The sequence below is a fragment of the Streptomyces sp. NPDC014894 genome (assembly GCF_043080985.1).
In the GTDB taxonomy this organism is placed as follows: domain Bacteria; phylum Actinomycetota; class Actinomycetes; order Streptomycetales; family Streptomycetaceae; genus Streptomyces.
Genome location: NZ_JBIBWD010000003.1, coordinates 474,964 through 497,265 on the forward strand (window position 1 = coordinate 474,964; position 22,302 = coordinate 497,265).

General features: G+C 72.5%; 21 protein-coding genes. 18 read left to right on the plus strand and 3 right to left on the minus strand.

Annotation, left to right across the window (positions count from 1 at the left end; all coding sequences use genetic code 11):
• The first annotated feature begins 4 nt into the window (after positions 1 to 4).
• The 4 genes from ACF089_RS09930 to ACF089_RS09945 all read left to right on the plus strand — a co-directional run bounded on the left by ACF089_RS09930 (position 5) and on the right by ACF089_RS09945 (position 5,638).
• Positions 5 to 3,211 (plus strand): S41 family peptidase, encoded by a 3,207-nt coding sequence (locus ACF089_RS09930; protein WP_392024258.1) that lies wholly within the window; start codon positions 5 to 7, stop codon positions 3,209 to 3,211.
• 114 nt (positions 3,212 to 3,325) lie between these two features.
• The gene (locus ACF089_RS09935; protein WP_392024260.1) at positions 3,326 to 3,685 is read left to right on the plus strand and encodes a histidine triad nucleotide-binding protein; all 360 of its coding nucleotides are present in this window, start codon (positions 3,326 to 3,328) and stop codon (positions 3,683 to 3,685) included.
• A gap of 13 nt (positions 3,686 to 3,698) precedes the next feature.
• Entirely contained in the window at positions 3,699 to 4,616 is a 918-nt protein-coding gene (locus tag ACF089_RS09940) for a ribonuclease Z (RefSeq protein WP_392024262.1), read from the plus strand.
• A 14-nt stretch (positions 4,617 to 4,630) separates the two neighbouring features.
• Complete coding sequence (locus ACF089_RS09945; RefSeq protein WP_392024263.1) at positions 4,631 to 5,638, plus strand: adenosine deaminase; 1,008 nt, start codon at positions 4,631 to 4,633, stop codon at positions 5,636 to 5,638.
• Positions 5,639 to 5,669: 31 nt separating this feature from the next.
• Here the strand turns inward: ACF089_RS09945 and ACF089_RS09950 are convergent, their stop codons facing one another.
• Positions 5,670 to 6,188 (minus strand): hypothetical protein, encoded by a 519-nt coding sequence (locus tag ACF089_RS09950; protein ID WP_392024266.1) that lies wholly within the window; start codon positions 6,186 to 6,188, stop codon positions 5,670 to 5,672.
• Between the two features lie 79 nt (positions 6,189 to 6,267).
• On the opposite strand from ACF089_RS09950, the gene ACF089_RS09955 reads away from it, so the two are divergent.
• The 13 genes from ACF089_RS09955 (at position 6,268) to era (ending at position 18,494) form a co-directional block, all read left to right on the plus strand.
• The gene (locus ACF089_RS09955) at positions 6,268 to 6,606 is read left to right on the plus strand and encodes a helix-turn-helix transcriptional regulator (protein WP_392024269.1); all 339 of its coding nucleotides are present in this window, start codon (positions 6,268 to 6,270) and stop codon (positions 6,604 to 6,606) included.
• On the plus strand, positions 6,603 to 7,277 hold the full coding sequence (locus ACF089_RS09960; protein ID WP_392024272.1) for a permease prefix domain 1-containing protein: 675 nt from the start codon (positions 6,603 to 6,605) through the stop codon (positions 7,275 to 7,277). The genes ACF089_RS09955 and ACF089_RS09960 overlap by 4 nt, the downstream gene beginning before the upstream one ends.
• Positions 7,278 to 7,435: 158 nt before the next feature.
• Complete coding sequence (locus tag ACF089_RS09965; RefSeq protein ID WP_392024275.1) at positions 7,436 to 8,644, plus strand: carbohydrate kinase family protein; 1,209 nt, start codon at positions 7,436 to 7,438, stop codon at positions 8,642 to 8,644.
• A 228-nt stretch (positions 8,645 to 8,872) separates the two neighbouring features.
• Complete coding sequence (locus tag ACF089_RS09970; protein WP_392024277.1) at positions 8,873 to 9,994, plus strand: PhoH family protein; 1,122 nt, start codon at positions 8,873 to 8,875, stop codon at positions 9,992 to 9,994.
• A 15-nt stretch (positions 9,995 to 10,009) separates the two neighbouring features.
• Complete coding sequence (ybeY, locus tag ACF089_RS09975; protein WP_392024278.1) at positions 10,010 to 10,507, plus strand: rRNA maturation RNase YbeY; 498 nt, start codon at positions 10,010 to 10,012, stop codon at positions 10,505 to 10,507.
• A complete protein-coding gene (locus tag ACF089_RS09980; RefSeq protein WP_392024280.1) occupies positions 10,504 to 11,802 on the plus strand; it encodes a hemolysin family protein in 1,299 nt (432 codons plus the stop codon). The genes ybeY and ACF089_RS09980 overlap by 4 nt, the downstream gene beginning before the upstream one ends.
• The gene (locus ACF089_RS09985) at positions 11,799 to 12,152 is read left to right on the plus strand and encodes an MmcQ/YjbR family DNA-binding protein (RefSeq protein ID WP_392024283.1); all 354 of its coding nucleotides are present in this window, start codon (positions 11,799 to 11,801) and stop codon (positions 12,150 to 12,152) included. The genes ACF089_RS09980 and ACF089_RS09985 overlap by 4 nt, the downstream gene beginning before the upstream one ends.
• Before the next feature lie 140 nt (positions 12,153 to 12,292).
• On the plus strand, positions 12,293 to 13,000 hold the full coding sequence (locus tag ACF089_RS09990; RefSeq protein ID WP_392024285.1) for a hypothetical protein: 708 nt from the start codon (positions 12,293 to 12,295) through the stop codon (positions 12,998 to 13,000).
• An 83-nt stretch (positions 13,001 to 13,083) separates the two neighbouring features.
• Positions 13,084 to 13,446, plus strand: coding sequence for a cytidine deaminase (locus ACF089_RS09995; RefSeq protein WP_392024288.1), 363 nt, complete (start codon positions 13,084 to 13,086; stop codon positions 13,444 to 13,446).
• An 857-nt stretch (positions 13,447 to 14,303) separates the two neighbouring features.
• Complete coding sequence (locus ACF089_RS10000) at positions 14,304 to 14,783, plus strand: hypothetical protein (protein ID WP_392024290.1); 480 nt, start codon at positions 14,304 to 14,306, stop codon at positions 14,781 to 14,783.
• Positions 14,784 to 14,937: 154 nt separating this feature from the next.
• Positions 14,938 to 16,305 carry a beta-xylosidase gene (locus ACF089_RS10005; protein WP_392024292.1) on the plus strand — a complete coding sequence of 456 codons (1,368 nt, stop codon included), beginning with the start codon at positions 14,938 to 14,940 and terminating at the stop codon, positions 16,303 to 16,305.
• A gap of 177 nt (positions 16,306 to 16,482) precedes the next feature.
• Complete coding sequence (locus ACF089_RS10010) at positions 16,483 to 17,511, plus strand: WxL protein peptidoglycan domain-containing protein (protein ID WP_392024295.1); 1,029 nt, start codon at positions 16,483 to 16,485, stop codon at positions 17,509 to 17,511.
• Positions 17,512 to 17,540: 29 nt separating this feature from the next.
• Positions 17,541 to 18,494 carry a GTPase Era gene (gene era, locus ACF089_RS10015; RefSeq protein WP_392024297.1) on the plus strand — a complete coding sequence of 318 codons (954 nt, stop codon included), beginning with the start codon at positions 17,541 to 17,543 and terminating at the stop codon, positions 18,492 to 18,494.
• Positions 18,495 to 18,633: 139 nt separating this feature from the next.
• Here era and ACF089_RS10020 read toward each other — a convergent pair whose 3' ends face one another.
• The gene (locus ACF089_RS10020) at positions 18,634 to 18,900 is read right to left on the minus strand and encodes a protealysin inhibitor emfourin (protein ID WP_392024299.1); all 267 of its coding nucleotides are present in this window, start codon (positions 18,898 to 18,900) and stop codon (positions 18,634 to 18,636) included.
• A gap of 78 nt (positions 18,901 to 18,978) precedes the next feature.
• Complete coding sequence (locus ACF089_RS10025) at positions 18,979 to 20,055, minus strand: M4 family metallopeptidase (protein WP_392024301.1); 1,077 nt, start codon at positions 20,053 to 20,055, stop codon at positions 18,979 to 18,981.
• A gap of 294 nt (positions 20,056 to 20,349) precedes the next feature.
• On the opposite strand from ACF089_RS10025, the gene leuA reads away from it, so the two are divergent.
• Complete coding sequence (leuA, locus tag ACF089_RS10030; protein WP_392024303.1) at positions 20,350 to 22,119, plus strand: 2-isopropylmalate synthase; 1,770 nt, start codon at positions 20,350 to 20,352, stop codon at positions 22,117 to 22,119.
• Positions 22,120 to 22,302 lie beyond the last annotated feature (183 nt).

Consider the following 22,302-nt stretch of genomic DNA (forward strand, 5'->3'; position numbering starts at 1 on the left):
CAGGGTGACGCAGCCTGCCTACCTTCGGTATCCGCATACCCACGGCGAGTTGATCGCCTTCACCGCAGAGGACGACGTCTGGGTCGCCCCCCTCGACGGCGGCCGCGCCTGGCGCGTCAGCGCCGACGATGTGCCGGTCGACCATCCCCGGATCTCGCCCGACGGCTCGCACATCGCCTGGACGTCGCGCCGCGACGGCGCGCCCGAGGTGCATCTCGCGCCCGTCGACGGCGGACCCACCCGCCGCCTCACCCACTGGGGCAGCCCCAGGACCGCCGTCCGCGGCTGGACCCCCGACGGCGAGATCCTCGCCCTCACCGCGCACGGACAGCCCTCCCTGCGCCGCACCTGGGCCCGCGCCGTCCCGCTCGACGGCGGCCCCGCCGCCGGGCTTCCGTACGGACCGGTCGGCGGTCTGGCCCACGGCGACCCCGGCGTGCTGCTGCTCTCCGCCACCATGGGCCGCGAGGCCGCCGCCTGGAAGCGCTACCGGGGCGGCACGGCCGGAAAGCTCTGGATCGACCGCGCCGGCGACGGCGACTTCACCCGGATCCACACCGGACTCGACGGCAATCTCGAATACCCCCTCTGGGCGGGCGGCCGGATCGCCTTCCTCTCCGACCACGAGGGCGTCGGAGCCCTCTACTCCTCCCTCCCCGACGGCTCCGAACTCCGGCGGCACACCCCCGTCGACGGCTTCTACGCCCGCCACGCCGCCACCGACGGCACCCGCGTCGTCTACTCCTCGGCCGGTGAACTCTGGCTCCTCGACGACCTCGAAGGGGCCGAGCCCCGCCGGCTCGACATCCGCCTCGGCGGCCAGCGCACCGATCTGCGGCCCCGGCTGATCCACGCCGACCACCACATCTCCTCCGCCGCCCCCGACCACACCGGCCGCGGCAGCGCCGTAGCGATCCGCGGCGGCGTCCACTGGGTCACCCACCGCGAGGGCCCGGCGCGCGCCCTGGCGGTCGAGCCGGGCGTCCGGGCCCGGCTCCCGCGCACCTTCCGCGCCGACGGCGAACAGCACGTCGTCTGGGTGACCGACGCCGAGGGCGAGGACGCCCTGGAGTTCGCGCCCGCGACCGGCACCGCGGCCGGCGCCACCCCGCGCAGGCTCGGCGCCGGACAGCTCGGCAGGGTGCTGAGCCTCGCCGTCGCGCCCGACGGAGGCCGGGCCGCCGTCGCCTCCCACGACGGCCGCGTCCTGCTGGTGGAGCGCGAGTCGGGCGAGGTGCGCGAGGTCGACCGCTCCGAGGACGGCGAGGCCACCGGGCTGACCTTCTCGCCCGACTCCGGCTGGCTCGCCTGGTCGCACGCGGGCTTGGCGCCGCTGCGCCAGCTGAAGCTCGCCAACACCGCCGATCTCGCCGTCTCCGAGGCGACCCCGCTGCGCTTCCGCGACTACCAGCCCGCCTTCACCCTCGACGGCAGACATCTGGCGTTCCTCTCCGAGCGCGCCTTCGACCCGGTGTACGACACCCATGTCTTCGACCTCGCCTTCGTCGGCGGCTGCCGCCCGCATCTGATCACCCTGGCCGCCACCACGCCCTCGCCGTTCGGACCGCAGCGCCACGGGCGGGCCTTCGAGGCCGACAAGGACAAGGACGCCGACGACCGGCCCGAGGGCGAGAACGGCGCGCCCGTCACCCGGATCGATCTGGACGGACTCGCCGACCGGATAGTGCCGTTCCCCGTCGAGGCCGCCAGCTACTCCACCCTGCGCGCCGCCAAGGACGGCCTGCTGTGGCTGCGCCACCCGCTGCGCGGAGTGCTGGGCGCCACCCGCGCCACCCCGGACGACCCGGGCCCGAGGACCGCCCTGGAGCGGTACGACCTGGTCCAGCTGCGCAGCGAGGAGCTGGCCTCCGACGTCCGGGGCTACTCCGTCAGCGGCGACGGCAAGCGGGTGCTGCTCACCGTGGACGGCGCGCTGAAGGTCGTCCCCAGCGACCGCCGCGCCTCCCGCGACGAGGACAGCGACACCAACATCACGGTGGATCTCTCCCGTGTCCGCCGGCTGCTGGACCCGGCCGCCGAGTGGCGGCAGATGTACGCGGAGGCCGGCCGGCTGATGCGGGACAACTTCTGGCGGGCCGATCTCGGCGGCGTGGACTGGGACGGCGTACTGGAGCGGTACCGCCCGGTCCTGGACCGGGTCGCCACCCACGACGACCTGGTCGACCTGCTGTGGGAGGTGCAGGGCGAGCTGGGCACCTCGCACGCCTATGTCACCCCCCGGGGCGGATACGGCAGCGGCTCGACCCGGCAGGGGCTGCTCGGCGCGGACCTCTCCCGGGCCGCCGACGGGAGCTGGCGGATCGACCGCGTACTGCCCTCGGAGACCTCCGACCCCGACGCCCGCTCCCCGCTGGCCGCCCCCGGGGTCGCGATCCGCGCGGGCGACGCGATCCTCGCCGTCGACGGCCGCCCGGTCGACCCGGTCGCCGGACCCGGCCCGCTGCTGGTCGGGGCGGCGGGCAAACCGGTCGAGCTGACCGTCGCCCCGGCGGGCGGCGGCGATCCGCGCCACGCCGTGGTGGTCCCGATCTCCGACGAGGAGCCCCTGCGCTACCACGCCTGGGTCGCCGACCGCAGGGCCCATGTCCACGAGCGGTCCGGCGGCCGGCTCGGCTATCTCCACGTCCCCGACATGCAGGGCGCGGGCTGGGCCCAGATCCACCGCGATCTGCGCGTCGAGGTGGTCCGCGACGGACTGGTCGTGGACGTGCGGGAGAACCGGGGCGGGCACACCTCACAGCTGATCATCGAGAAGCTGGCCCGCCGGATCGTCGGCTGGGACCTGCCGCGCGGCATGCGCCCCTCCAGCTATCCGCAGGACGCGCCGCGCGGACCGGTGATCGCCGTGGCCAACGAGTTCTCCGGCTCGGACGGGGACATCGTCAACGCGGCCATCAAGGCCCTGGGCATCGGCCCGGTGGTCGGCACCCGGACCTGGGGCGGGGTGATCGGCATCGACAGCCGGTACTCCCTGGTGGACGGCACGCTGGTGACCCAGCCGAAGTACGCCTTCTGGCTGGAGGGATACGAGTGGGGCGTCGAGAACCACGGCGTCGACCCCGACGTCGAGGTGGTCATGACCCCGGCCGACCATGTCGCCGGCCGTGATCCGCAGCTGGACGAGGCGGTCCGGATGGGCCTGGAGGCGCTGGCCGGGAATCCGCCGAAGTCGCCGCCCTCGCTCCCCTGAACGGCGGCGCGCCGGCCGGGCCCCGTCCGCGGGTCCCGCCCGGCGCGCCGGTGGGCGGCCCCGGTCGATAGCATGCTCGGGTACTGGTCGACCCACGCGAGGAGGAAACCCGGCATGGCGGGAGAACCCCAGGCTGACTGCCTGTTCTGCAAGATCGTCGCGGGCGATGTGCCGGCCACCGTGGTCAGCGAGACCGACACCGTCGTCGCCTTCCGCGACATCAACCCCCAGGCTCCCAGCCACGTCCTGGTCATCCCCAAGGCGCACTACCCGGACGCCGCCTCCCTCGCCGCCGCCGAGCCCGTGCTCGCCGCCGACGTGCTGCGGGTGGCGGGCGAGGTCGCCGCGCTGGAGAAGACCGTCGAGCCGGGATACCGGATCGTCTTCAACACCGGCTCCGGAGCCGGACAGACCGTGTTCCACGCGCACGCCCACCTCCTCGGCGGCCGCGGCCTCGCCTGGCCCCCCGGATAGCGGGCGTCCCACCGTGTCCGTACGAGAACTCGTGGTCCTCGGCACCGCCAGCCAGGTGCCCACCAGGCACCGCAACCACAACGGCTATCTGCTGCGCTGGGACGCCGAGGGCATTCTCTTCGACCCCGGCGAGGGCACCCAGCGCCAGATGCTGCGCGCCGGGGTCGCGGCCCACGACCTCAACCGGATCTGTGTCACCCACTTCCACGGCGACCACTCCCTCGGACTCGCCGGAGTCATCCAGCGGATCAATCTCGACCAGGTCCCGCACGAGATCACGGCCCACTACCCGGCCAGTGGACGGCACTTCTTCGAGCGGCTGCGGTACGCCACCGCCTACCGCGAGACCGTACGGCTGACCGAGGCGCCCGTCGACGGCCCGGACGGGCTGGTGACCCTCGCCCGGACCGAGGCGTACACCCTGGAGGCGCACCGCCTCTCGCACCCCGTCGAGTCCTACGGCTACCGGCTCACCGAGCCCGACGGCCGCCGGATGCTCCCCGAGCGGCTCGCGGCCCACGGCATCGCCGGGCCCGACGTCGGCCGGCTCCGGCGCGAGGGCGAACTGCGCGGGGTGACCCTCGCCGACGTCAGCGAGGAGCGCCCCGGGCAGCGCTTCGCCTTCGTCATGGACACCCGGCTCTGCGACGGCGTCCACGCCCTCGCGGACGGCTGCGACCTGCTCGTCATCGAGTCCACCTTCCTGGACGAGGACGCCCGGCTCGCCGCCGACCACGGCCATCTGACCGCAGGTCAGGCCGCCCGGGTCGCGCGTGACGCGGGCGTGCGCCATCTCGTCCTCACCCACTTCTCCCAGCGCTACCCGGACGCCGGGGAGTTCGAGCGTCAGGCCCGCGCCGCCGGATTCGACGCCGAGCTGACCGTCGCCTCCGACCTTCTGCGCGTCCCCGTCCCCAAACGTCGACCATGAGCGAAGCTGGACCCGTGCCACTCCCCAAAGCCGAACTGCACCTGCACGTCGAAGGCACCCTGGAGCCCGAACTCGCGTTCGCGCTCGCCGCGCGCAACGCGGTGGAACTGCCCTTCGAGAACACCGAAGCGCTGCGCCGCGCCTATGACTTCCAGGACCTCCAGTCGTTCCTGGACCTCTACTACGGCCTGATGGCCGTGCTGCGCACCGAGGATGACTTCACCGACCTCGCCGAGGCGTATCTGACCCGCGCGGCGGCCCAGGGCGTGCGCCACGCGGAGATCTTCTTCGACCCGCAGGCGCACATCTCCCGGGGCGTCCCCATCGGCACGGTCATCGAGGGCCTGGCCCGGGCGCTGGACGCGGCGGAGCGGCGGCACGGCGTCTCCACCCGGCTGATCATGTGCTTTCTGCGGGATCTCTCCGCCGAGTCGGCCATGGAGACCCTGGAGGCGGCCAAGCCGTATCTCCACCGGATCACCGCCGTGGGCCTGGACTCCGCCGAGGCGGGCAACCCTCCGTCCAAGTTCCGCGAGGTGTACGAGGCGGCCGCCGCGCTCGGTCTGCGCAAGGTCGCGCACGCCGGCGAGGAGGGCCCGGCCTCCTATGTGAGCGAGGCCCTGGACGTCCTGGGCGTGGAGCGCGTCGACCACGGTCTGCGCTGTATGGAGGACGCGGAGCTGGTCGCCCGGCTGGCCCGGGAGCGGGTGCCGCTGACGCTCTGCCCGCTGTCGAACGTACGGCTGCGGGTCATCGACATACTGGAGGAGCACCCGCTCGCCCGGATGATGGACGCGGGCCTGATGTGCACCGTCAACTCCGACGACCCGGCCTACTTCGGCGGCTATGTCGGCGACACCTTCCACGCGGTCCGCGAGGCCCTGGCGCTGAGCGAGGAGCGGCTGCGGGAGCTGGCGCGCAACTCGTTCGAGGCGGCCTTCCTGGAGGACGACGAGGAGCGGCGGGCCCTGCTGATCGCCGAGGTCGACGCGTACGACTTCACCGTGGAGCTGCCGGAGTAGCCCCCGCCCGGGCCGATCCAAAAGAAAGACCCTAGGCCCCCGTGGTCGAGCCGGGGCGGACGATCATCAGCACCACGACGACCGCCCAGAGCAGATTGAAGATCCCGGTGAGGCCGGCGAGCCGGGCCTCGGCCCGGCGGGTCACGGCCCCGCCGGGTCCCGTCCCCGTCCCCGCCGTCCCCGTCCCCGCCGTCGCCAGTTCGAGCAGCCGGGCCTGGCGGGGGAGTATCGCCAGCGCGAGCAGCCCCGCGGCGATCGCGGTGAGCGCCATCGACACCAGCAGCCAGGCGTCGGTCAGCACGCCGAGCTTCGCCCCGGTGGCGACCCCGAAGACCGGGACGACCAGCCCCACGATCGTGTAGGCCCGGCAGATCCGGTGCAGCATCCCGGCGACGGCCGCCGCCCGCTCGCCGCTCTCCTCGCCGCCGTCGGCCGCCTCCCCGCCGGTCGCCGCCCGCGTGTAGCGGGGGAAGGCCGAGGCGGCCACGGTGATCGGTCCGATCGTCACGATCGACGCGAGCACATGGATGGACAGCAGCATTTTCGTCACGATGGGCCCCTCCGGGCGAAGATATCTTGGCTGCCAATAGATAGCATGCCAAGTGGTCGAGTGTGTAGGCTGCCTACCCATGAGGACAGACGCGGTACGAGGACATCTGGACGGACTGCTGCTCGCCGTGCTCGAACCGGGCCCGCTGCACGGGTACGCGATCATCACGGCGGTCCAGCGGCGCAGCGGCGGCGCGCTGGAGCTGCGCACGGGCACCATCTATCCGGCGCTCCAGCGGCTGGAGCGGCTCGGACTCCTGCGCAGCGACTGGGAGTCGACGGGCGAGCGCCGCCGCCGGGCCTATGAACTGACCGAGGCGGGACGCGGGGCGCTGGCCGCCGAGCGGACCGCCTGGCAGGAGTTCACCGCCGCGATCGGCTCGGTGCTGAACCCGGCCGCCCCCCGGGCCGCCGTATGAGCCCCGCCCCGGCCGGGAGCCCGGCCGCCGGCGACCTCGTCGAGGAGTACGTCACGGCCCTGGCCGCCGCCGTGCACGGCCCGGCCCGGGTCAAGGCCCGTATGGTCGAGGAGATCCGCGACGGCCTCGCCGAGACGGTCGCCGCCCGCACCCGCGAGGGAATGAGCCGTCCCGAGGCCGCCCGCCACGCGATCCGGGAGTTCGGGACCGTCGAGGAGCTGGCCCCGGGCTGGCAGGCCGAGCTGACCGTCGCGGCCGCCCGCCACGCGGCCCGCTCCGCCGCCCTCGCCCTGCCGCTCCTGCTGCTCTGCGGAGTGCTGGCGTACGGCGCGAGCGGCGGCCAGGGCTGGGGGCTGCGGCTGCTCGCGGTCCATCTGGCCGCCGTCGCGGCGGTCGCCGCGCTGCTCGCCGCCGGGACGCCGGCCGTCACCGGAGTCTTCGCCCGGCGGCGCTCCGTCCCGTCCCGGCTGCCGCTCGTCGTCGCCTGGACCGGCACCGCCACCGCGATGGCCACCGCGCTCGCGGTCCTTGGCCTGGCCGCCGCCTCGATCGCGGCGCAGAACTGGCCGCTGACCGCCCTCGCGGCCGCGCTCGCCGCCGTGTCCCACGCCCTGATCGCGGGCCCGGCGCGCGCCTGCCGCCACTGCGCCCGGCTGATCCCGACCGCCTAGGGTCCGGCCGTCCGGCATCCCCCGCCTGCCCGGCATCCGCCGCCCGCCCGACATCCGCCGGCCGCCCGGCATCCCCCCGGCCGGCCCGGGCCCCTCGCCAGGGCCCGGCCCCGGGGGACACAGCCGTCGCGAAAGCCCCCAAGGCCCCAGCAGTCACCATGATTCGCCGTGTGCGAGTGTCCGAGCGGCGGTATTTGGCACACTGGCCAGATCGCACCACGCACAGAAGCGGCGGCACAGTGAGCACTCGGCACACCACCCACCACGGCCCACCGGTGACGGGCCACCGGCCCCCCTGCCTCGATCCCCTCGCCCATCTGCGGACCGCCGCCGACCCCGGCTGCGACGTCTATCTCACCGGCACCGTCTTCCTGGACATCATCTTCACCGGCCTCGACTCCGCGCCGGTGCGGGGCACCGAGTCCTGGGCCCGGGGCATGGGCTCCAGCCCCGGCGGCGTCGCCAACATGGCCACCGCGCTCGCCCGGCTGGGGCTGCGCACCTCGCTCGCCGCCGCGTTCGGGGACGACCACTACGGGGACTACTGCTGGGACGCCCTCGAACAGGGCGAGGGCATCGACCTCGCCCTGTCGCGCACCGTGCCCGGCTGGCACTCGCCCGTCACCGTCTCCATGGCGTACGAGGGCGAACGGACCATGATCTCCCACGGCCACGAGGCCCCGCCGCCGGAGGCCGCCCGCGAGCGCCCGCCGCGCTCCCGGGCCGCCGTCGCCTCGCTCACCCCCGGGCGGCGCGACGAGTGGATCGCCCGCGCGGCCCGTGAGGGCACCCGGGTCTTCGCCGACGTCGGCTGGGACGAGACCGGCCGCTGGGACCCGGACGACCTCGCCGACCTGGAGCACTGCGAGGCCTTCCTCCCCAACGCCGAGGAGGCGATGCGCTACACCCGCGCCTCCTCCCCGGTCGAGGCGGCCCACGCGCTCGCCGAGCTGGTGCCGGTCGCCGTCGTCACCCTCGGGGCCGAGGGGGCGTATGCCGTGGACGGCCGCACCGGCGAGAGCGCCCAGGTGCCCGCCATCGCGGTGGAGGCGCTCGACCCGACCGGCGCCGGGGACGTCTTCGTGGCCGGATTCGTCACCGGCACCCTCGCGGACTGGCCGCTCGCCGACCGGCTCGCCTTCGCCGGGCTGACCGCCGCGCTCTCCGTGCAGGAGTTCGGCGGCTCGCTCTCCGCGCCCGGCTGGCTGGAGATCGGCGCCTGGTGGCAGCGGGTGCGGTCGCTCGCCGGGCAGGACACGGCCGCGCTCGCCCGGTACGCCTTCCTCGACACGCTGCTGCCCGCCCCGGCCGGCGCCTGGCCCCGGCGCCGGGCCGTCCCGACCATCGGCTTCCGCAGCCCGGTCTGATCCGGACGGGACTTCGGCCCCGCCCGGATCAGACCGGGCTGACCGCTTCCACGGCCCGGCCCGGTCCGGGGCGGGCCGCCGGGCGGCAGCCCCCGGGCCGGACCCCCGGCCGCCCGCCGGAAAAGCCCTCGGTCCTTGTCAGTGCGGCGTCGTACGCTGGATGTCCAGAGGTTGTCGAGCAGCGAGAACCCTGCAGCGGGAGGTATGTGCAGGCCACAGAGCCGGCCCATGACTCAGACACCCACAGCCCACACCGTCCCCCCGCGCCCCGGCGGCCCGGCGGGACCCCCGGCGACGGGGCAGGCACGAGCCGCGTTCACCGTTCCCGCCAAGCACCCCATGGTCACGGTCCTCGGCTCGGGCGACGCCCTGTTGCGAGTGATCGAGAAGGCTTTCCCGGCAGCCGACATCCATGTCCGGGGCAATCAGGTCAGCGCGGTCGGGGACGCGGCGGAAGTCGCCCTCGTCCAGCGCCTGTTTGACGAGATGATGCTCGTGCTCCGCACCGGGCAGCCGATGACGGAGGACGCAGTGGAACGCTCGATCGCCATGCTCCGTGCCAGTGAGAACGGCGGCGCGGACGGCGCGGCCGAGACCCCGGCCGAAGTGCTCACGCAGAACATCCTGTCCAGCCGGGGCCGGACCATCCGCCCCAAGACGCTCAACCAGAAGCGGTACGTCGACGCGATCGACAAGCACACCGTCGTCTTCGGCATCGGCCCCGCGGGCACCGGCAAGACCTATCTCGCGATGGCCAAGGCGGTCCAGGCCCTCCAGTCCAAGCAGGTCAACAGAATCATCCTGACCCGCCCCGCCGTCGAGGCGGGGGAGCGGCTCGGCTTCCTCCCCGGCACGCTCTACGAGAAGATCGACCCCTACCTCCGCCCGCTCTACGACGCGCTGCACGACATGCTCGACCCCGACTCCATCCCCCGGCTGATGGCCGCGGGCACCATCGAGGTCGCGCCCCTGGCCTATATGCGGGGCCGCACCCTCAATGACGCGTTCATCATTCTGGACGAGGCGCAGAACACCAGCCCCGAACAGATGAAGATGTTCCTCACCCGGCTGGGCTTCGACTCGAAGATCGTCATCACCGGCGATGTCACCCAGGTCGACCTGCCCAGCGGCTCCAAGAGCGGTCTGCGCCAGGTCCAGGACATCCTGGAGGGCGTCGACGACGTCCACTTCTCACGTCTCACGTCCCACGACGTCGTACGGCACAAGCTGGTCGGCCGTATTGTCGACGCGTACGAGAAGTACGACGGCCAGGGCGGCGGTCAGCACGGCGGCCAGAGCGGCGGCCGGAAGGCCCCTCGCCAGGGCCATGGGACCGGAAACGGGAAGTAGCGGTAAGAAAGCACCATGTCGATCGACGTCAACAACGAGTCCGGAACCGAGGTCGACGAGCGGGCGATCCTCGATGTCGCCCGCTATGCCCTCGCCCGGATGCGCATCCACCCGCTCTCCGAGCTGTCGGTGATCGTCGTGGACGCCGAGGCCATGGAGCAGCTCCACATCCAGTGGATGGACCTGCCGGGACCGACCGATGTCATGTCCTTCCCGATGGACGAGCTGCGTCCGCCGGTCAAGGACGACGAGGAGCCCCCGCAGGGGCTCCTCGGCGACATCGTGCTCTGCCCCGAGGTGGCGAAGCAGCAGGGTGAGCAGGCCCCGACCCAGCACTCCATGGACGAGGAGCTTCAGCTGCTCACCGTCCACGGAGTGCTGCATCTCCTGGGGTACGACCACGAGGAGCCGGACGAGAAGGCCGAGATGTTCGGCCTCCAGGCGGCGATCGTCGACGGCTGGCGGGCGGAGACGGGTCTCACCGGTCCCTCCCCGGCGCCGACCGTCTCATGAGCGCGCCCCTCATCGTCGGCGCGGTGGCGCTGGTCATCGTGGCCTGGCTGGCCGCGTGCGCCGAGGCCGGCATCGCGCGCGTCTCCAGCTTCCGCGCCGCCGAGGCCGTCCGCGCGGGCCGGCGCGGCGCGGCCCGGCTGGAGCAGGTGGCCGCCGACCCCACCCGCTATCTCAACGTCGCCCTGCTCGTCCGGGTCGCCTGCGAGATGGCCGCCGGGGTCCTGGTGACCTATGTCTGTCTCCAGGAGTTCCCCGAGACCTGGGAGGCGCTGGCCGTCGCCATCGGCGTGATGGTCCTCGTCTCCTATGTCGCCGTCGGCGTCTCCCCGCGCACCATCGGCCGCCAGCACCCGCTGAACACGGCCACGGCCGCCGCCTATGTGCTGCTGCCGCTGGCCCGGATCATGGGCCCGATTCCCCAGCTGCTGATCCTCATCGGCAATGCGCTCACCCCCGGGAAGGGCTTCCGCAAGGGACCCTTCGCGAGCGAGGCGGAGCTGCGGGCGCTGGTCGACCTGGCCGAGCAGGAGTCCCTGATCGAGGACGACGAGCGCCGGATGGTGCACTCCGTCTTCGAGCTGGGCGACACCCTCGTACGCGAACTGATGGTCCCTCGCACGGACCTCATCAGCATCGAGCGGTACAAGACGGTCCGTCAGGCGCTGACCCTCGCGCTGCGCTCGGGCTTCTCGCGGATCCCCGTCACCGGGGAGAGCGAGGACGACATCGTCGGCATCGTCTATCTCAAGGACCTGGCCCGCAAGACGCATGTCAACCGGGAGTCGGAGTCGGACCTCCTCTCCACGGCGATGCGTCCCGCCGTCTTCGTCCCCGACACCAAGAACGCGGGGGACCTGCTCCGCGAGATGCAGCAGAAGCGCAACCATGTCGCGGTCGTCATCGACGAGTACGGCAGCACCGCGGGCATCGTCACCATCGAGGACATCCTGGAGGAGATCGTCGGTGAGATCACCGACGAGTACGACCGCGAGCTGCCCCCGGTCGAGGATCTGGGCGACGGCAGCTATCGGGTCACCGCCCGGCTCGACATCGGCGATCTCGGCGAGCTGTACGGACTGGACGAGCTGGACGACGAGGATGTGGAGACCGTCGGCGGACTGCTCGCGAAGGCGCTGGGCCGGGTCCCGATCTCCGGGGCGAGCGCCGTGGTCGACCTGCCGGACGGGCGGGCGCTGCGGCTGACCGCCGAGTCCCCGGCCGGCCGGCGGAACAAGATCGTCACCGTGCTGGCGGAGCCCGTCGAGGCCCGCCCGGAGGGAGATCACGCGGCATGAGGGCGCGGCAGCTGAAGGCGTTCTGTCTGGACTTCAACGACGTGGTCGAGGAGTTTCCCTTCGGCCCGGAGACCTCGGTCTTCAAGGTCGCGGGCAAGATGTTCGCCCTCAGCGCGCTCGACGCGAAGCCGCTGACCGTCAATCTCAAGTGCGAGCCGGAGAACGCGGTGCGGCTCCGCGCCGACCATCCGGCGATCCTCCCCGGCTATCACATGAACAAGCGCCACTGGAACACGGTGACCGTCGGCGAGCTGCCGGACCGGATGGTCCGGGAGCTGATCGAGGACTCGTACGACCTGGTGGTGGCCGGTCTTCCCAAGGCGGTGCGGCTCCGGCTGGACCGTCCCTGAGGGCGGCCGGCCGGAGCCGGTATCACCGGGTGGTGGGCCCGGTCGATGAAGTTGTGAATCCCCTGTGTGGGTATTCTCTGCCAGTCCAGCAGGGAGGGCGGAAGCTCCCCAGCACCTGCCCTAAGGGAGTCACCACTTTCATGCGTACCCGTATGCGCCGCCGCGCCGCCGCCGTCCTCACCGTCTCCGCCCTCTGTCTGACGGCCGCCGCCTGCGGCGACTCGGACTCGGGCTCGGGCTCCGACGGCGACAAGAAGTCCAAGGGCTCCGCCACCGCCAAGCCGCTGACCGCCGAGCAGATGAAGGCCGGTCTGGTCGAGCTGAAGGACCTCCCCGCCGGATACAAGGCGGGCGAGTCGGCCACGGACGAGATCGCGTACAAGGCCGACAAGAAGGAGTGCCAGCCGGTCGCCGACTTCCTCAACAAGAAGATCGCCGGGGCGACGGACGGCGGCAGCGCCGACTTCGAGGGGCCCAAGGAGAGCGGCCTGCTCGCCCAGAACGTCTTCACCTTCACCGGCTCGGGAGCCGAGGACTTCACCAAGGCGCTGAGCACGGCGCTGGACGCCTGCACCGCCTTCGCCATCGGCGAGGGCGAGCAGGGGATGGCGATGACGGTGGAGAAGCTGCCCTCCGCGCCGAAGGCCGGGGACGAGTCCCACGCCTTCCTGATGAAGACCGAGATCAAGTCGCTCTCGATGAAGTTCGAGACGAACCTCCAGGTTGTCCGTCAGGGCACCGGCGTCTCCCGGATCTCCTACGTCCCGTCCGACGCCTCCGGGCACAAGAACTTCGACGACCTCGCCAAGCGCTCGGGCGAGAAGTTCGTCAAGGCCGCCCAGGGCTGATCGTCCCCGGCGCGCCGGTCCGGCGAGGGTCCCGGTCCCGGGGCCCTCGCCGCTGTGCGGGGGCCCCGTCCTATGCTCGGGGTATGACGCAGAGCACCGACTCCGGCGACCTCGGCCCCGAGGACCGCAAGATCATTACGCTGGCGCGCAGCGCCCGGGCCCGCAACGGTGTGCCCGAGGGCGCGGCCGTGCGCGACGAGACCGGGCGTACGTATGTGGCGGGCACCGTCGCGCTGGAGTCGCTGGCGCTGAGCGCGCTGCAGACGGCGGTGGCGATGGCGGTGGCGAGTGGGGCGAGGTCTTTGGAGGCGGCGGCGGTGGTGTCGGAGGCGGAGGCGGTGTCCGACGCGGATCGTGCCGCCGTGCGTGACCTCGGCGGCCCCGCCACCCCCCTCCACCTCGCCACCCCCGACGGCACCCTCAAATCCACCACCCTCACCACCTGACCGCCCCCTCCTCGCGCCTCAATCGCCGGCGGGGCTGGGGTGTCGCTTCGGCCGGCCCGCCGTTTGAGGACGGACCCGCCGCCCTGGGCTCCGGGGATATGTGACGGCCCGGTGGGGTGTGGCTTCAGCCCGTCCGGCGTTTGAGGACGGTCCTGGGCTCGGGGGTGCTGGGGTGTGGGCTGGGGCGTGTGGTTCAAGTTCCAGCCCGTCCGGCGTTTGAGGACGGCCCTGGGCCTCGGGGGCTGTCGCGTGGCTGCGGCTTGTTGTCGGGGGCCTGCCCCCGAGCCCCCGCGCCTCAATCGCCGGCGGGGCTGGATATTGCTTCGGTCGGCCCGCCGCCCTGGGCTCCGGGGTTTTGTGGGGCCCGCTCGCCCAGCGTTTGGCGGGGTTGGGTGTTGCTTCGGTCGGCCCGCCGCCCTGGGTCCCGGGGTTTTGTGGGGGCCCGCTCGCCCAGCGTTCGGCGGGGCTGGGTGTCGCTTCGGCCGGCCCGCCGGTTGAGGACGGGCCCGCCCGCCCGGCTCCGGTGGGGCTGAGCGTCGCTTCGGGCCCCCGGGGCCCGCGAGGGCCCCCGCCCCCCCAGGCTTAAGAATCAAGCCGAGTTGTCTTGCAATCGTCGGCCCGGTGGGGGTCAATGAACAGCGGTTGAACCGACGGGTCGTCAGGTCTGTCGGGGTGGTCCGCCCCGGGGTCCGGGGTGGGCCGGGCGTTCCTGGTGTTCGTGTGGCGTGCGCACCCCGCCCGCGGGATTCCCGGACGACCCGTCCGCACGTTCCGACGCGGCTCCCCCGCGCCCGCCCGCCCCCGGCGCGGTCCGTCGCCGCGCCCACCGATCCCCGAAACGGGAAGGGGAAACCCCCATGCGAGGCAGCAGACCACTGATCGGCACGGCCCTGACGGCGGGAGCGCTCGCCGTCGCCTCCCTCGTCCTCGCCCCGGCCGCCGCCGCGGTCACCCCCGGCACGGCGCAGGCGACGTACGACTGCGGCACCTGGGGCGGCGGCGCCGCCACCCTCACCGCGACCCAGAGCGGCACCGCCGCGACGATCACGATCAACTCGGCGGTGACCACCCCGGTCGCCGTCGCGAAGGACACCATCAGCTCGACGCTCACCCTGGCGAAGAGAGGCGGCGGGACCGTCAAGTTCACCGGCAAGAGGAACCCGGCGCTCCCCGCCAACTCGGCGGTGACGATGGGCCCGCTGAGCGGCACGGTCGCCCCCGGCAACAGCCTCGACTCGTACTTCGCGGGCACCGCCCTGTCGATGACCATCTTCGGCTTCCCGGTCAGCTGTGACGCGGTGACCTCGCAGACCCCGGGCCCGTTCGTCTTCAGCTGAGCCCGCGGATCCGGCCGGGAGGCGGGGCCCCACCCGCTCCCGGCCGGATCCTCAGCGTATCTGATGGGCCATCAGACAAAGCCGTCCGGCTCCCTTGACTTCTCCGTGCCCCACCCCGTCAATGGCTCCCTGCGATCCTCCGAAGGGCACCGACATGGCCTCAGCCACCCGAGAGTCCGCCGCGCGAGAGCCGGCCGCCCGCCGCCGCGGCCCCCGCCGCTGGACCGCCGCGCTCGGCGCGGCCCTGCTCGTCGCCGGTACGGCGGCGCTCACCGGGCCCGCGAACGCCGCGCCCGCCGCCGCCGGCGCGGTGGACTTCGCGACCCGCTGCGTACCGCCGCCCGTCGCCGGCATCCCGCCCATCAACGGCACCACCACCGCCGAGATCACCGTCGACAAGACCGCCCCCAAGGTCGGCGACACCGTCACCGTCACCTACAAGGTGAGCAAACCGGCCGCGAGCAACCCGGTCGATCTGGCGCTGCCCGCCGACATCATGACGCCCACCGGAGAGGTCGCCCTCGGCGGCGCGCAGAGCGGAAAGCTCACCGTCACCGGCCCCAAGAAGAATCCGCCCGTCCCCGGCAAGGGCGAATTCCCGCCATTTTCCATGACCGGGTCCTTCAAGGTCACCGCGCCCGGTTCGATCACGCTTTCGCCCGGCGACTACAACATCCACACCAGCTACATCATGGAACTCGACACCCCCTGCACGGTCAGCAGCCCGCCCGCGCCGGTCTCCGCGACGATCGTGGCGACCGACGACCCCGGGGCCAATGAGCGCGCGATCTCCCTCGGCTCCGCCTCCGGAAAGCCCGGCGACCGGGTCACCGTCACCGGCTCGAAGTTCACCCCGCTCACCGAGATCACCCTCGCCGGCCGGGCCGGCCAGGCCCAGACCGCCGACAGGCTGACCTTCACCTCCGACGCCGAGGGCGGCTTCACCGGGCGGCTGAAGGTCAACGACCGGGCGACCACCGGAATCGTCGCGTACGAGGGTGCTTCCTGGTCGGCCGAGAAGGGCGCGGGCCCGGCGGCGTACAGCGTCGTCGACGACACCCCGCTGCCCAAGGACAGCCAGAAGCTCACCGCCTCCGTCACCGCGGGCTCGCTCACGATGTCCCAGGCGGGAGACGCCGTACGGCTCTCGTCCGTCGACTTCGGCACCGGCGGCGGCGCGAAGGGCGATCTTCAGACGGTCACCGTCAAGGACTTCCGGGGCGGCCCCGCCGGCTGGTCCCTCACCGGCAAGGTCACCGACTTCACCGGCCCCTCCGGCAGCGTGATCGACGCCGGCCGGCTCCACTGGGTCCCCGCCTGCGCCACCCGGCAGGGCAGCCCCAGCGTCTGCGAGGCCGGTTCGAAGGGGAGCGTCGGCAGCGCCGGGGCGACCCTCGCCTCCGCCCCGGACGGCACGCTCACCGGCGGCGAGTTCACCGTGGACGCCTGGGTCTCGCTGAAGGTGCCCGCGTACACCGCGCCCGGGGAGTACTCCGGAGTGCTCACCCTCACGCTCACCTGACCCGTCCGCCCGCCCACGCCGTCCGACCACTCGCCCGACCACGCTGGCCGCCCGACCACCCGCCCGACCACGCTGGCCGCCCGACCGCCCGACCACCCGCCCGACCACGCCGTCCGACCGCCCGTCCGGCGGACCGGCCGCCCACCCGGCCGGTCCGCCCCGCCCCGGGGGCCGCCCATGTCCCAGCCCACCTCGCCGCGCGCCCTGCTCCCGGCCCTCGCCCTCGCCCTCGCCCTCGCTCTCGTACTGGCCCTCGCGCCCGCCGCCGTCCTGCTCGCGGCCCCGAGCGCGCGGGCCGCCGACAACGGCCAGTGGTCCGTCTTCCCGGCGGCGGCCGGGCCGGGCGGCCGGCCGTACTTCTATCTCTCCGCCGACCCGGGCCAGTCCGTCACCGACAAGGTCACCGTCACCAACCGGACCGCCGCCCCGCTGACCTTCCGGCTGTACGCGGCCGACGCCTACAACACCCCCCGGGACGGCGGCTTCGCCGTGCGCTCCCCGGACGAGAGACAGCGCGGCGTCGGAGCCTGGGCGTCGCCGGCCCGGGAGCGGATCACCGTCCCCGCGCGCGGCTCGGTCACCGTGCCCTACACCCTCACCGTCCCCGAGTCCGCCGAACCGGGCGACCACCCCGGCGCGCTGGTCGCCCTGGACGAGCGGGTCGCTCCGCCGAAGGGCCCGGTCGCCGTCGGCGTACGGCAGGCGGTGGGCGCCCGCGTCCATCTGAGGGTGAACGGACCAGCCGTCCCCGCCCTCTCCGTCGAGGACGTCCGGATCGACCAGGACCGCCCGCCGGCGCCCGGACTCGGCGAGAGCAGCGCTCTCATCTCGTACACCCTCCACAACCGGGGCAATGTGACCCTCGATCCCACGGTCACGCTCAAGGCGGAGGGGCTCTTCGGGCGGGATCTGCTCAGCCGGAGGCTGACGAAGGTCCCCGCCGAGCTGCTGCCCCGCCAGCGGATCCGGCTCACCGAGCGCTGGTCCGGCTCGCCCCAGCTGGAGTGGGGCGAGATACGGCTGACCGCGACCGCCCGGGAGGTACGGGAGTCGGCGGGCGCCTCCTTCCTCGCCGTGCCGTGGGGGGCGGCCGCCGTGCTCGCCGCGGCGGCGGCCGGACTCGCGTTCCGGTTCCGCGAACGGCTGCTCCACCGGCTCCGGAACGGACCCCGGAACCGGCGCGCCGCGACCCCCGGGCCGGGCTGACGACACGAGGGCGTCCGGCATCAGCGACAATGGGCGGCATGAGTGTTCGTACCCCGTCCTCCGAGCCCGCCGCCCACCGGGCGGGCTTCGCCTGCTTCGTAGGCCGCCCCAACGCGGGCAAGTCCACCCTCACGAACGCTCTCGTCGGCCAGAAGGTGGCGATCACCTCCAACCGGCCGCAGACGACCCGGCACACCGTGCGCGGCATCGTCCACCGCCCCGAGGCGCAGCTGATCCTGGTCGACACCCCCGGCCTGCACAAGCCGCGCACCCTCCTCGGCGAGCGGCTCAACGACGTCGTGCGCGCCACCTGGGCCGAGGTCGACGTCATCGGCTTCTGCCTGCCCGCCGACCAGAAGCTCGGCCCCGGCGACCGCTACATCGCCAAGGAGCTGGCGGAGGTCAAGAAGACCCCCAAGGTCGCGATCGTCACCAAGACCGACCTGGTCGACTCCAAGGCCCTCGCCGAGCAGCTCATCGCGATCGACCAGCTCGGCCGCGAGCTGGGCATCGAGTGGGCGCAGATCATCCCGGTCTCGGTCGTCGCCGACAAGCAGGTGCAGCTCGTCTCCGACCTGCTGGTCCCGCTGCTCCCGGAGGGTCCCGCGCTCTATCCGGAGGGCGATCTCACGGACGAGCCCGAGCAGGTCATGGTCGCGGAGCTGATCCGCGAGGCCGCGCTGGAGGGCGTCCGCGACGAGCTGCCGCACTCGATCGCGGTGGTCGTGGAGGAGATGATCCCGCGCGAGGACCGTCCGGCGGACAAGCCGCTGCTGGACATCCACGCCTATCTGTACATCGAGCGCCCCAGCCAGAAGGGGATCATCATCGGCCCCAAGGGCAAGCGCCTGAAGGACGTCGGGACCAAGTCCCGCAAGCACATCGAGGCGCTCCTGGGCACCCCCGTCTTCCTCGATCTGCACGTCAAGGTCGCGAAGGACTGGCAGCGCGACCCGAAGCAGCTGCGCAAGCTCGGCTTCTGACCCGGGGATCCCCTCGGACGTCACCCGGACCGCTCCGGACCACTCCGGACACCCCGGACCGGTGACGCCCGAGGGCCCTCACCGGTCCCGGGCCGGGCCCGGCACGCGAGAAGCCCGGCGCGAGCCCGGCGCGAGCCCGCTACGAGCCCTCTTTCAGCACGCGGGAGATCAGCTCGCGCTGCCCGTCCGTGAGCCGCGGGTCCGAGCAGTACACCGTCCGCCCGTCCACGGTCAGCTCGTAGCCGAATCCGTCCGGCACCCCCCTGCCGGGGGCGGCGGACGCCTCGGCCACCGCCGCCTCGGCGAGAGCGTGCCAGCTGTCCGCGTCGGTCCGCTCCGAGGTCTCCACCTCGGCGTACCGCTCGATCCCGGCGAAGCCGCCCGTACGTCGTACCTGGATGCGCATGGCTTCCGTTCTAGTACGGATCGGTCCGGGACGGTAGCAGCGCGCCGCCCCGGACCGGTCCACCGGCCGTGACGGCGCTCAGTCGGTCGGCACCTTCACCGTCGACCACGCCTTCTGGACCGCCTGCAGCTCCTCGCCGTCGCCGTAGCGCGCCCGGGCGGCCGCCACCGTCAGCCGGGCGAATTCGCCGAACCGCGCGTCCGAGGACAGCTCGCCGCCGGTCAGGGTGTCGAACCAGATCTGCCCGGCCCGCTCCCACGACTTTCCGCCCAGCTCGGTGGCGAGCAGATAGAAGGCGTGGTTGGGGATGCCGGAGTTGATGTGCACCCCGCCGTTGTCCCGGCCCGTGCGGACGTAGTCGTCCATCGTCGCCGGCTGCGGGTCCTTGCCCAGGACGTCGTCGTCGTACGCCGTCCCCGGGGCCTTCAGGCTCCGCAGCGCGACGCCCGTGACGCGCGGGGCCAGCAGCCCGGCCCCGATCAGCCAGTCGGCCTCGTCGGCGGTCTGGCCGAGGGTGTACTGCTTCACCAGCGAGCCGATGACGTCGGACACCGACTCGTTCAGCGCGCCCGACTGGCTGAAGTACTCCAGATTGGCCGTGTACTGGGTGAGGCCGTGGGCCAGCTCGTGCGCGATGACGTCGACCGGGATGGAGAAGTCGAGGAAGATCTCCCCGTCCCCGTCGCCGAACACCATCTGCTCGCCGTCCCAGAAGGCGTTCCCGTACTTCTCGTCGTAGTGGACGCTCGCGATCAGCGGCAGCCCCTCGCCGTCGAGCGAGCTGCGGCCGTACGACTTCAGCAGCAGCTCGAAGGTGGCCCCCAGGCCCGCGTACACGCGGTTGACGGTGGCGTCCCGGCCGGGCTCCTCGCCCTCTGCGCGGACCTTCTTCCCGGGCAGCCTGGTGCGGTTCTCGCAGTCGTAGACCGTGCGGTCCGGCTCCTCGGGACCGGCCCCGAGGACCGAGGCGGCGGAGGAGACCAGGCCCCGGACGGTGGTGATCCGGCGCCGGGTCCGGTTGGCGGCGTCGAGCTCCAGGGTCCGCTGGGCGGCCGCGGCGAGCACCGCGTCCGCCCCCCTGGCCAGGGTGTCCAGCACATGCGGCGGGATGATCGTGCAGTAGACGGGACGGGAACCTGCGTGGGTGTCTGCCATGAGCGGCAATGTGGCACCGGGTCATGGCGTTGTCACTGGTTGCCACGACGATTAGTGAAATGGAGTGAAGTATCCCGGTTGGCTGAAACCGAACGGTGTCCCGCATAGTGATACGCGGGGGGTGTGCGCCGGATTCTCGGTTAGGCTGCCTCGCATCATGCGTTTCGGGCTGCTTCTCCTTAGCTGCCGCGGCGAGGGCCTGTAGTCGTAGGCCGACTCCCTCCCCGCGGGATCTGGTGCTGCTTCGAAATCGTCGGCCGTCCACAGCTTTGGACCCCGAGGAGCCCTGCGCATATGTCTGACTCGTCCGTCGGTCGCCCCACTCCCATCACCAACGCGACCCACACCCAGCAGCCGTCCGGCATGCCGATCCACAAATACGGCCCGTACGAGGCCGTGGACATCGCCGACCGCACCTGGCCCGACAACCGCGTCACCGTCGCCCCCCGCTGGCTCTCCACCGATCTGCGCGACGGCAACCAGGCGCTGATCGACCCCATGTCGCCCGCCCGCAAGCGCGAGATGTTCGACCTGCTGGTCCGCATGGGCTACAAGGAGATCGAGGTCGGCTTCCCGTCCTCCGGCGAGACCGACTTCGCGTTCGTACGCTCCATCATCGAAGAGGGCGCGATCCCCGAGGACGTGACGATCTCCGTCCTGACCCAGGCCCGCGAAGAGCTGATCGAGCGCACCGTGGAGTCCCTGCGCGGCGCCCACCGGGCCACCGTCCATCTGTACAACGCCACCGCGCCCACCTTCCGCCGCGTCGTCTTCCGGGGCTCGCGCGAGCAGGTCCGGCAGATCGCCGTGGACGGCACCCGGCTGGTCGTCGAGTACGCGGAGAAGCTGCTGGGCCCGGAGACGGTCTTCGGCTACCAGTACAGCCCCGAGATCTTCACCGACACCGAGCTGGACTTCGCCCTGGAGGTCTGCGAGGGCGTGATGGACGTCTGGCAGCCGGAGGCCGGCCGCGAGATCATCCTGAATCTGCCGGCCACCGTGGAGCGCTCCACGCCCTCCACCCACGCCGACCGCTTCGAGTGGATGAGCCGGAATCTGTCCCGCCGTGAGTTCGTCTGCCTCTCCGTGCACCCGCACAACGACCGGGGCACCGCCGTCGCCGCCGCCGAGCTGGCGCTGATGGCCGGCGCGGACCGGATCGAGGGCTGCCTGTTCGGGCAGGGGGAGCGCACCGGCAATGTCGACCTGGTGACCCTGGGCATGAATCTGTTCTCCCAGGGCGTCGACCCGCAGATCGACTTCTCGCAGATCGACGAGATCCGCCGCACCAGCGAGTACTGCAACCAGATGGAGGTCCACCCGCGCCACCCCTACGCGGGCGACCTGGTCTACACCGCCTTCTCCGGCTCCCACCAGGACGCCATCAAGAAGGGCTTCGACGCGCTGGAGGCCGAGGCCGCGGCGGCCGGCAAGACCGTGGACGACCTGGAGTGGAACGTCCCGTACCTGCCCATCGACCCGAAGGACGTCGGCCGCTCCTACGAGGCGGTCATCCGGGTCAACTCGCAGTCCGGCAAGGGCGGCATCGCCTACGTCCTGAAGAACGACCACAAGCTGGATCTGCCGCGCCGGATGCAGATCGAGTTCTCGAAGATCATCCAGGCCAAGACCGACACCGAGGGCGGCGAGGTCACCCCCGCCGCGATCTGGTCCGTCTTCCAGGACGAGTACCTGCCCAGCCCCGACGACGCCGAGGGCCGCTGGGGGAGGGTCCAGCTCCGCTCGGGCCAGACGACCACGGACACGGACGGTATCGACACCCTGACCGTCGAGGCGGTCGTGGACGGCGTCGACACCGTGCTGTCGGGCTCCGGGAACGGTCCGATCTCCGCCTTCTTCGCGGCGCTCAACAAGGTGGGGGTCGACGCCCGGCTGCTGGACTACACCGAGCACACCATGAGCGAGGGCGCCTCGGCCCAGGCCGCCTCGTACATCGAGTGCGCGATCGACGGCAAGGTGCTGTGGGGCATCGGCATCGATGCCAACACGACCAGGGCTTCCCTGAAGGCGGTCGTCTCCGCCGTCAACCGCGCCACTCGCTGATCCGGGTATCGCCTCCACCGCCGTGCCCCTGGCACATCCCGCCGCGGATGTTCCAGGGGCACGGTCCTTTTCACCGTGAATCTCCCTTGCGGGCACCGGGATTCCAGGTGCGGTTCGCGGGGATTTCGCCTGGGGACGGCATGGCGGGGAATCGGCCATGAACGGGCCTCCTGCCCCCGGGGT

What these genes read in the sequence shown, in the direction of transcription:
- leuA (WP_392024303.1), top strand. Translation starts at nt 20,350, where the DNA reads ATGTCTGACTCGTCCGTCGGTCGCCCCACTCCCATCACCAACGCGACC.
- ACF089_RS10000 (WP_392024290.1), top strand. Translation starts at nt 14,304, where the DNA reads ATGCGAGGCAGCAGACCACTGATCGGCACGGCCCTGACGGCGGGAGCG.
- ybeY (WP_392024278.1), top strand. Translation starts at nt 10,010, where the DNA reads ATGTCGATCGACGTCAACAACGAGTCCGGAACCGAGGTCGACGAGCGG.
- era (WP_392024297.1), top strand. Translation starts at nt 17,541, where the DNA reads ATGGGCGGCATGAGTGTTCGTACCCCGTCCTCCGAGCCCGCCGCCCAC.
- ACF089_RS09970 (WP_392024277.1), top strand. Translation starts at nt 8,873, where the DNA reads ATGACTCAGACACCCACAGCCCACACCGTCCCCCCGCGCCCCGGCGGC.
- ACF089_RS09955 (WP_392024269.1), top strand. Translation starts at nt 6,268, where the DNA reads ATGAGGACAGACGCGGTACGAGGACATCTGGACGGACTGCTGCTCGCC.
- ACF089_RS10020 (WP_392024299.1), bottom strand. Translation starts at nt 18,900, where the DNA reads ATGCGCATCCAGGTACGACGTACGGGCGGCTTCGCCGGGATCGAGCGG.
- ACF089_RS09990 (WP_392024285.1), top strand. Translation starts at nt 12,293, where the DNA reads ATGCGTACCCGTATGCGCCGCCGCGCCGCCGCCGTCCTCACCGTCTCC.
- ACF089_RS10005 (WP_392024292.1), top strand. Translation starts at nt 14,938, where the DNA reads ATGGCCTCAGCCACCCGAGAGTCCGCCGCGCGAGAGCCGGCCGCCCGC.
- ACF089_RS09965 (WP_392024275.1), top strand. Translation starts at nt 7,436, where the DNA reads ATGATTCGCCGTGTGCGAGTGTCCGAGCGGCGGTATTTGGCACACTGG.
- ACF089_RS09995 (WP_392024288.1), top strand. Translation starts at nt 13,084, where the DNA reads ATGACGCAGAGCACCGACTCCGGCGACCTCGGCCCCGAGGACCGCAAG.
- ACF089_RS09935 (WP_392024260.1), top strand. Translation starts at nt 3,326, where the DNA reads ATGGCGGGAGAACCCCAGGCTGACTGCCTGTTCTGCAAGATCGTCGCG.
- ACF089_RS09960 (WP_392024272.1), top strand. Translation starts at nt 6,603, where the DNA reads ATGAGCCCCGCCCCGGCCGGGAGCCCGGCCGCCGGCGACCTCGTCGAG.
- ACF089_RS10010 (WP_392024295.1), top strand. Translation starts at nt 16,483, where the DNA reads ATGTCCCAGCCCACCTCGCCGCGCGCCCTGCTCCCGGCCCTCGCCCTC.
- ACF089_RS10025 (WP_392024301.1), bottom strand. Translation starts at nt 20,055, where the DNA reads ATGGCAGACACCCACGCAGGTTCCCGTCCCGTCTACTGCACGATCATC.
- ACF089_RS09980 (WP_392024280.1), top strand. Translation starts at nt 10,504, where the DNA reads ATGAGCGCGCCCCTCATCGTCGGCGCGGTGGCGCTGGTCATCGTGGCC.
- ACF089_RS09985 (WP_392024283.1), top strand. Translation starts at nt 11,799, where the DNA reads ATGAGGGCGCGGCAGCTGAAGGCGTTCTGTCTGGACTTCAACGACGTG.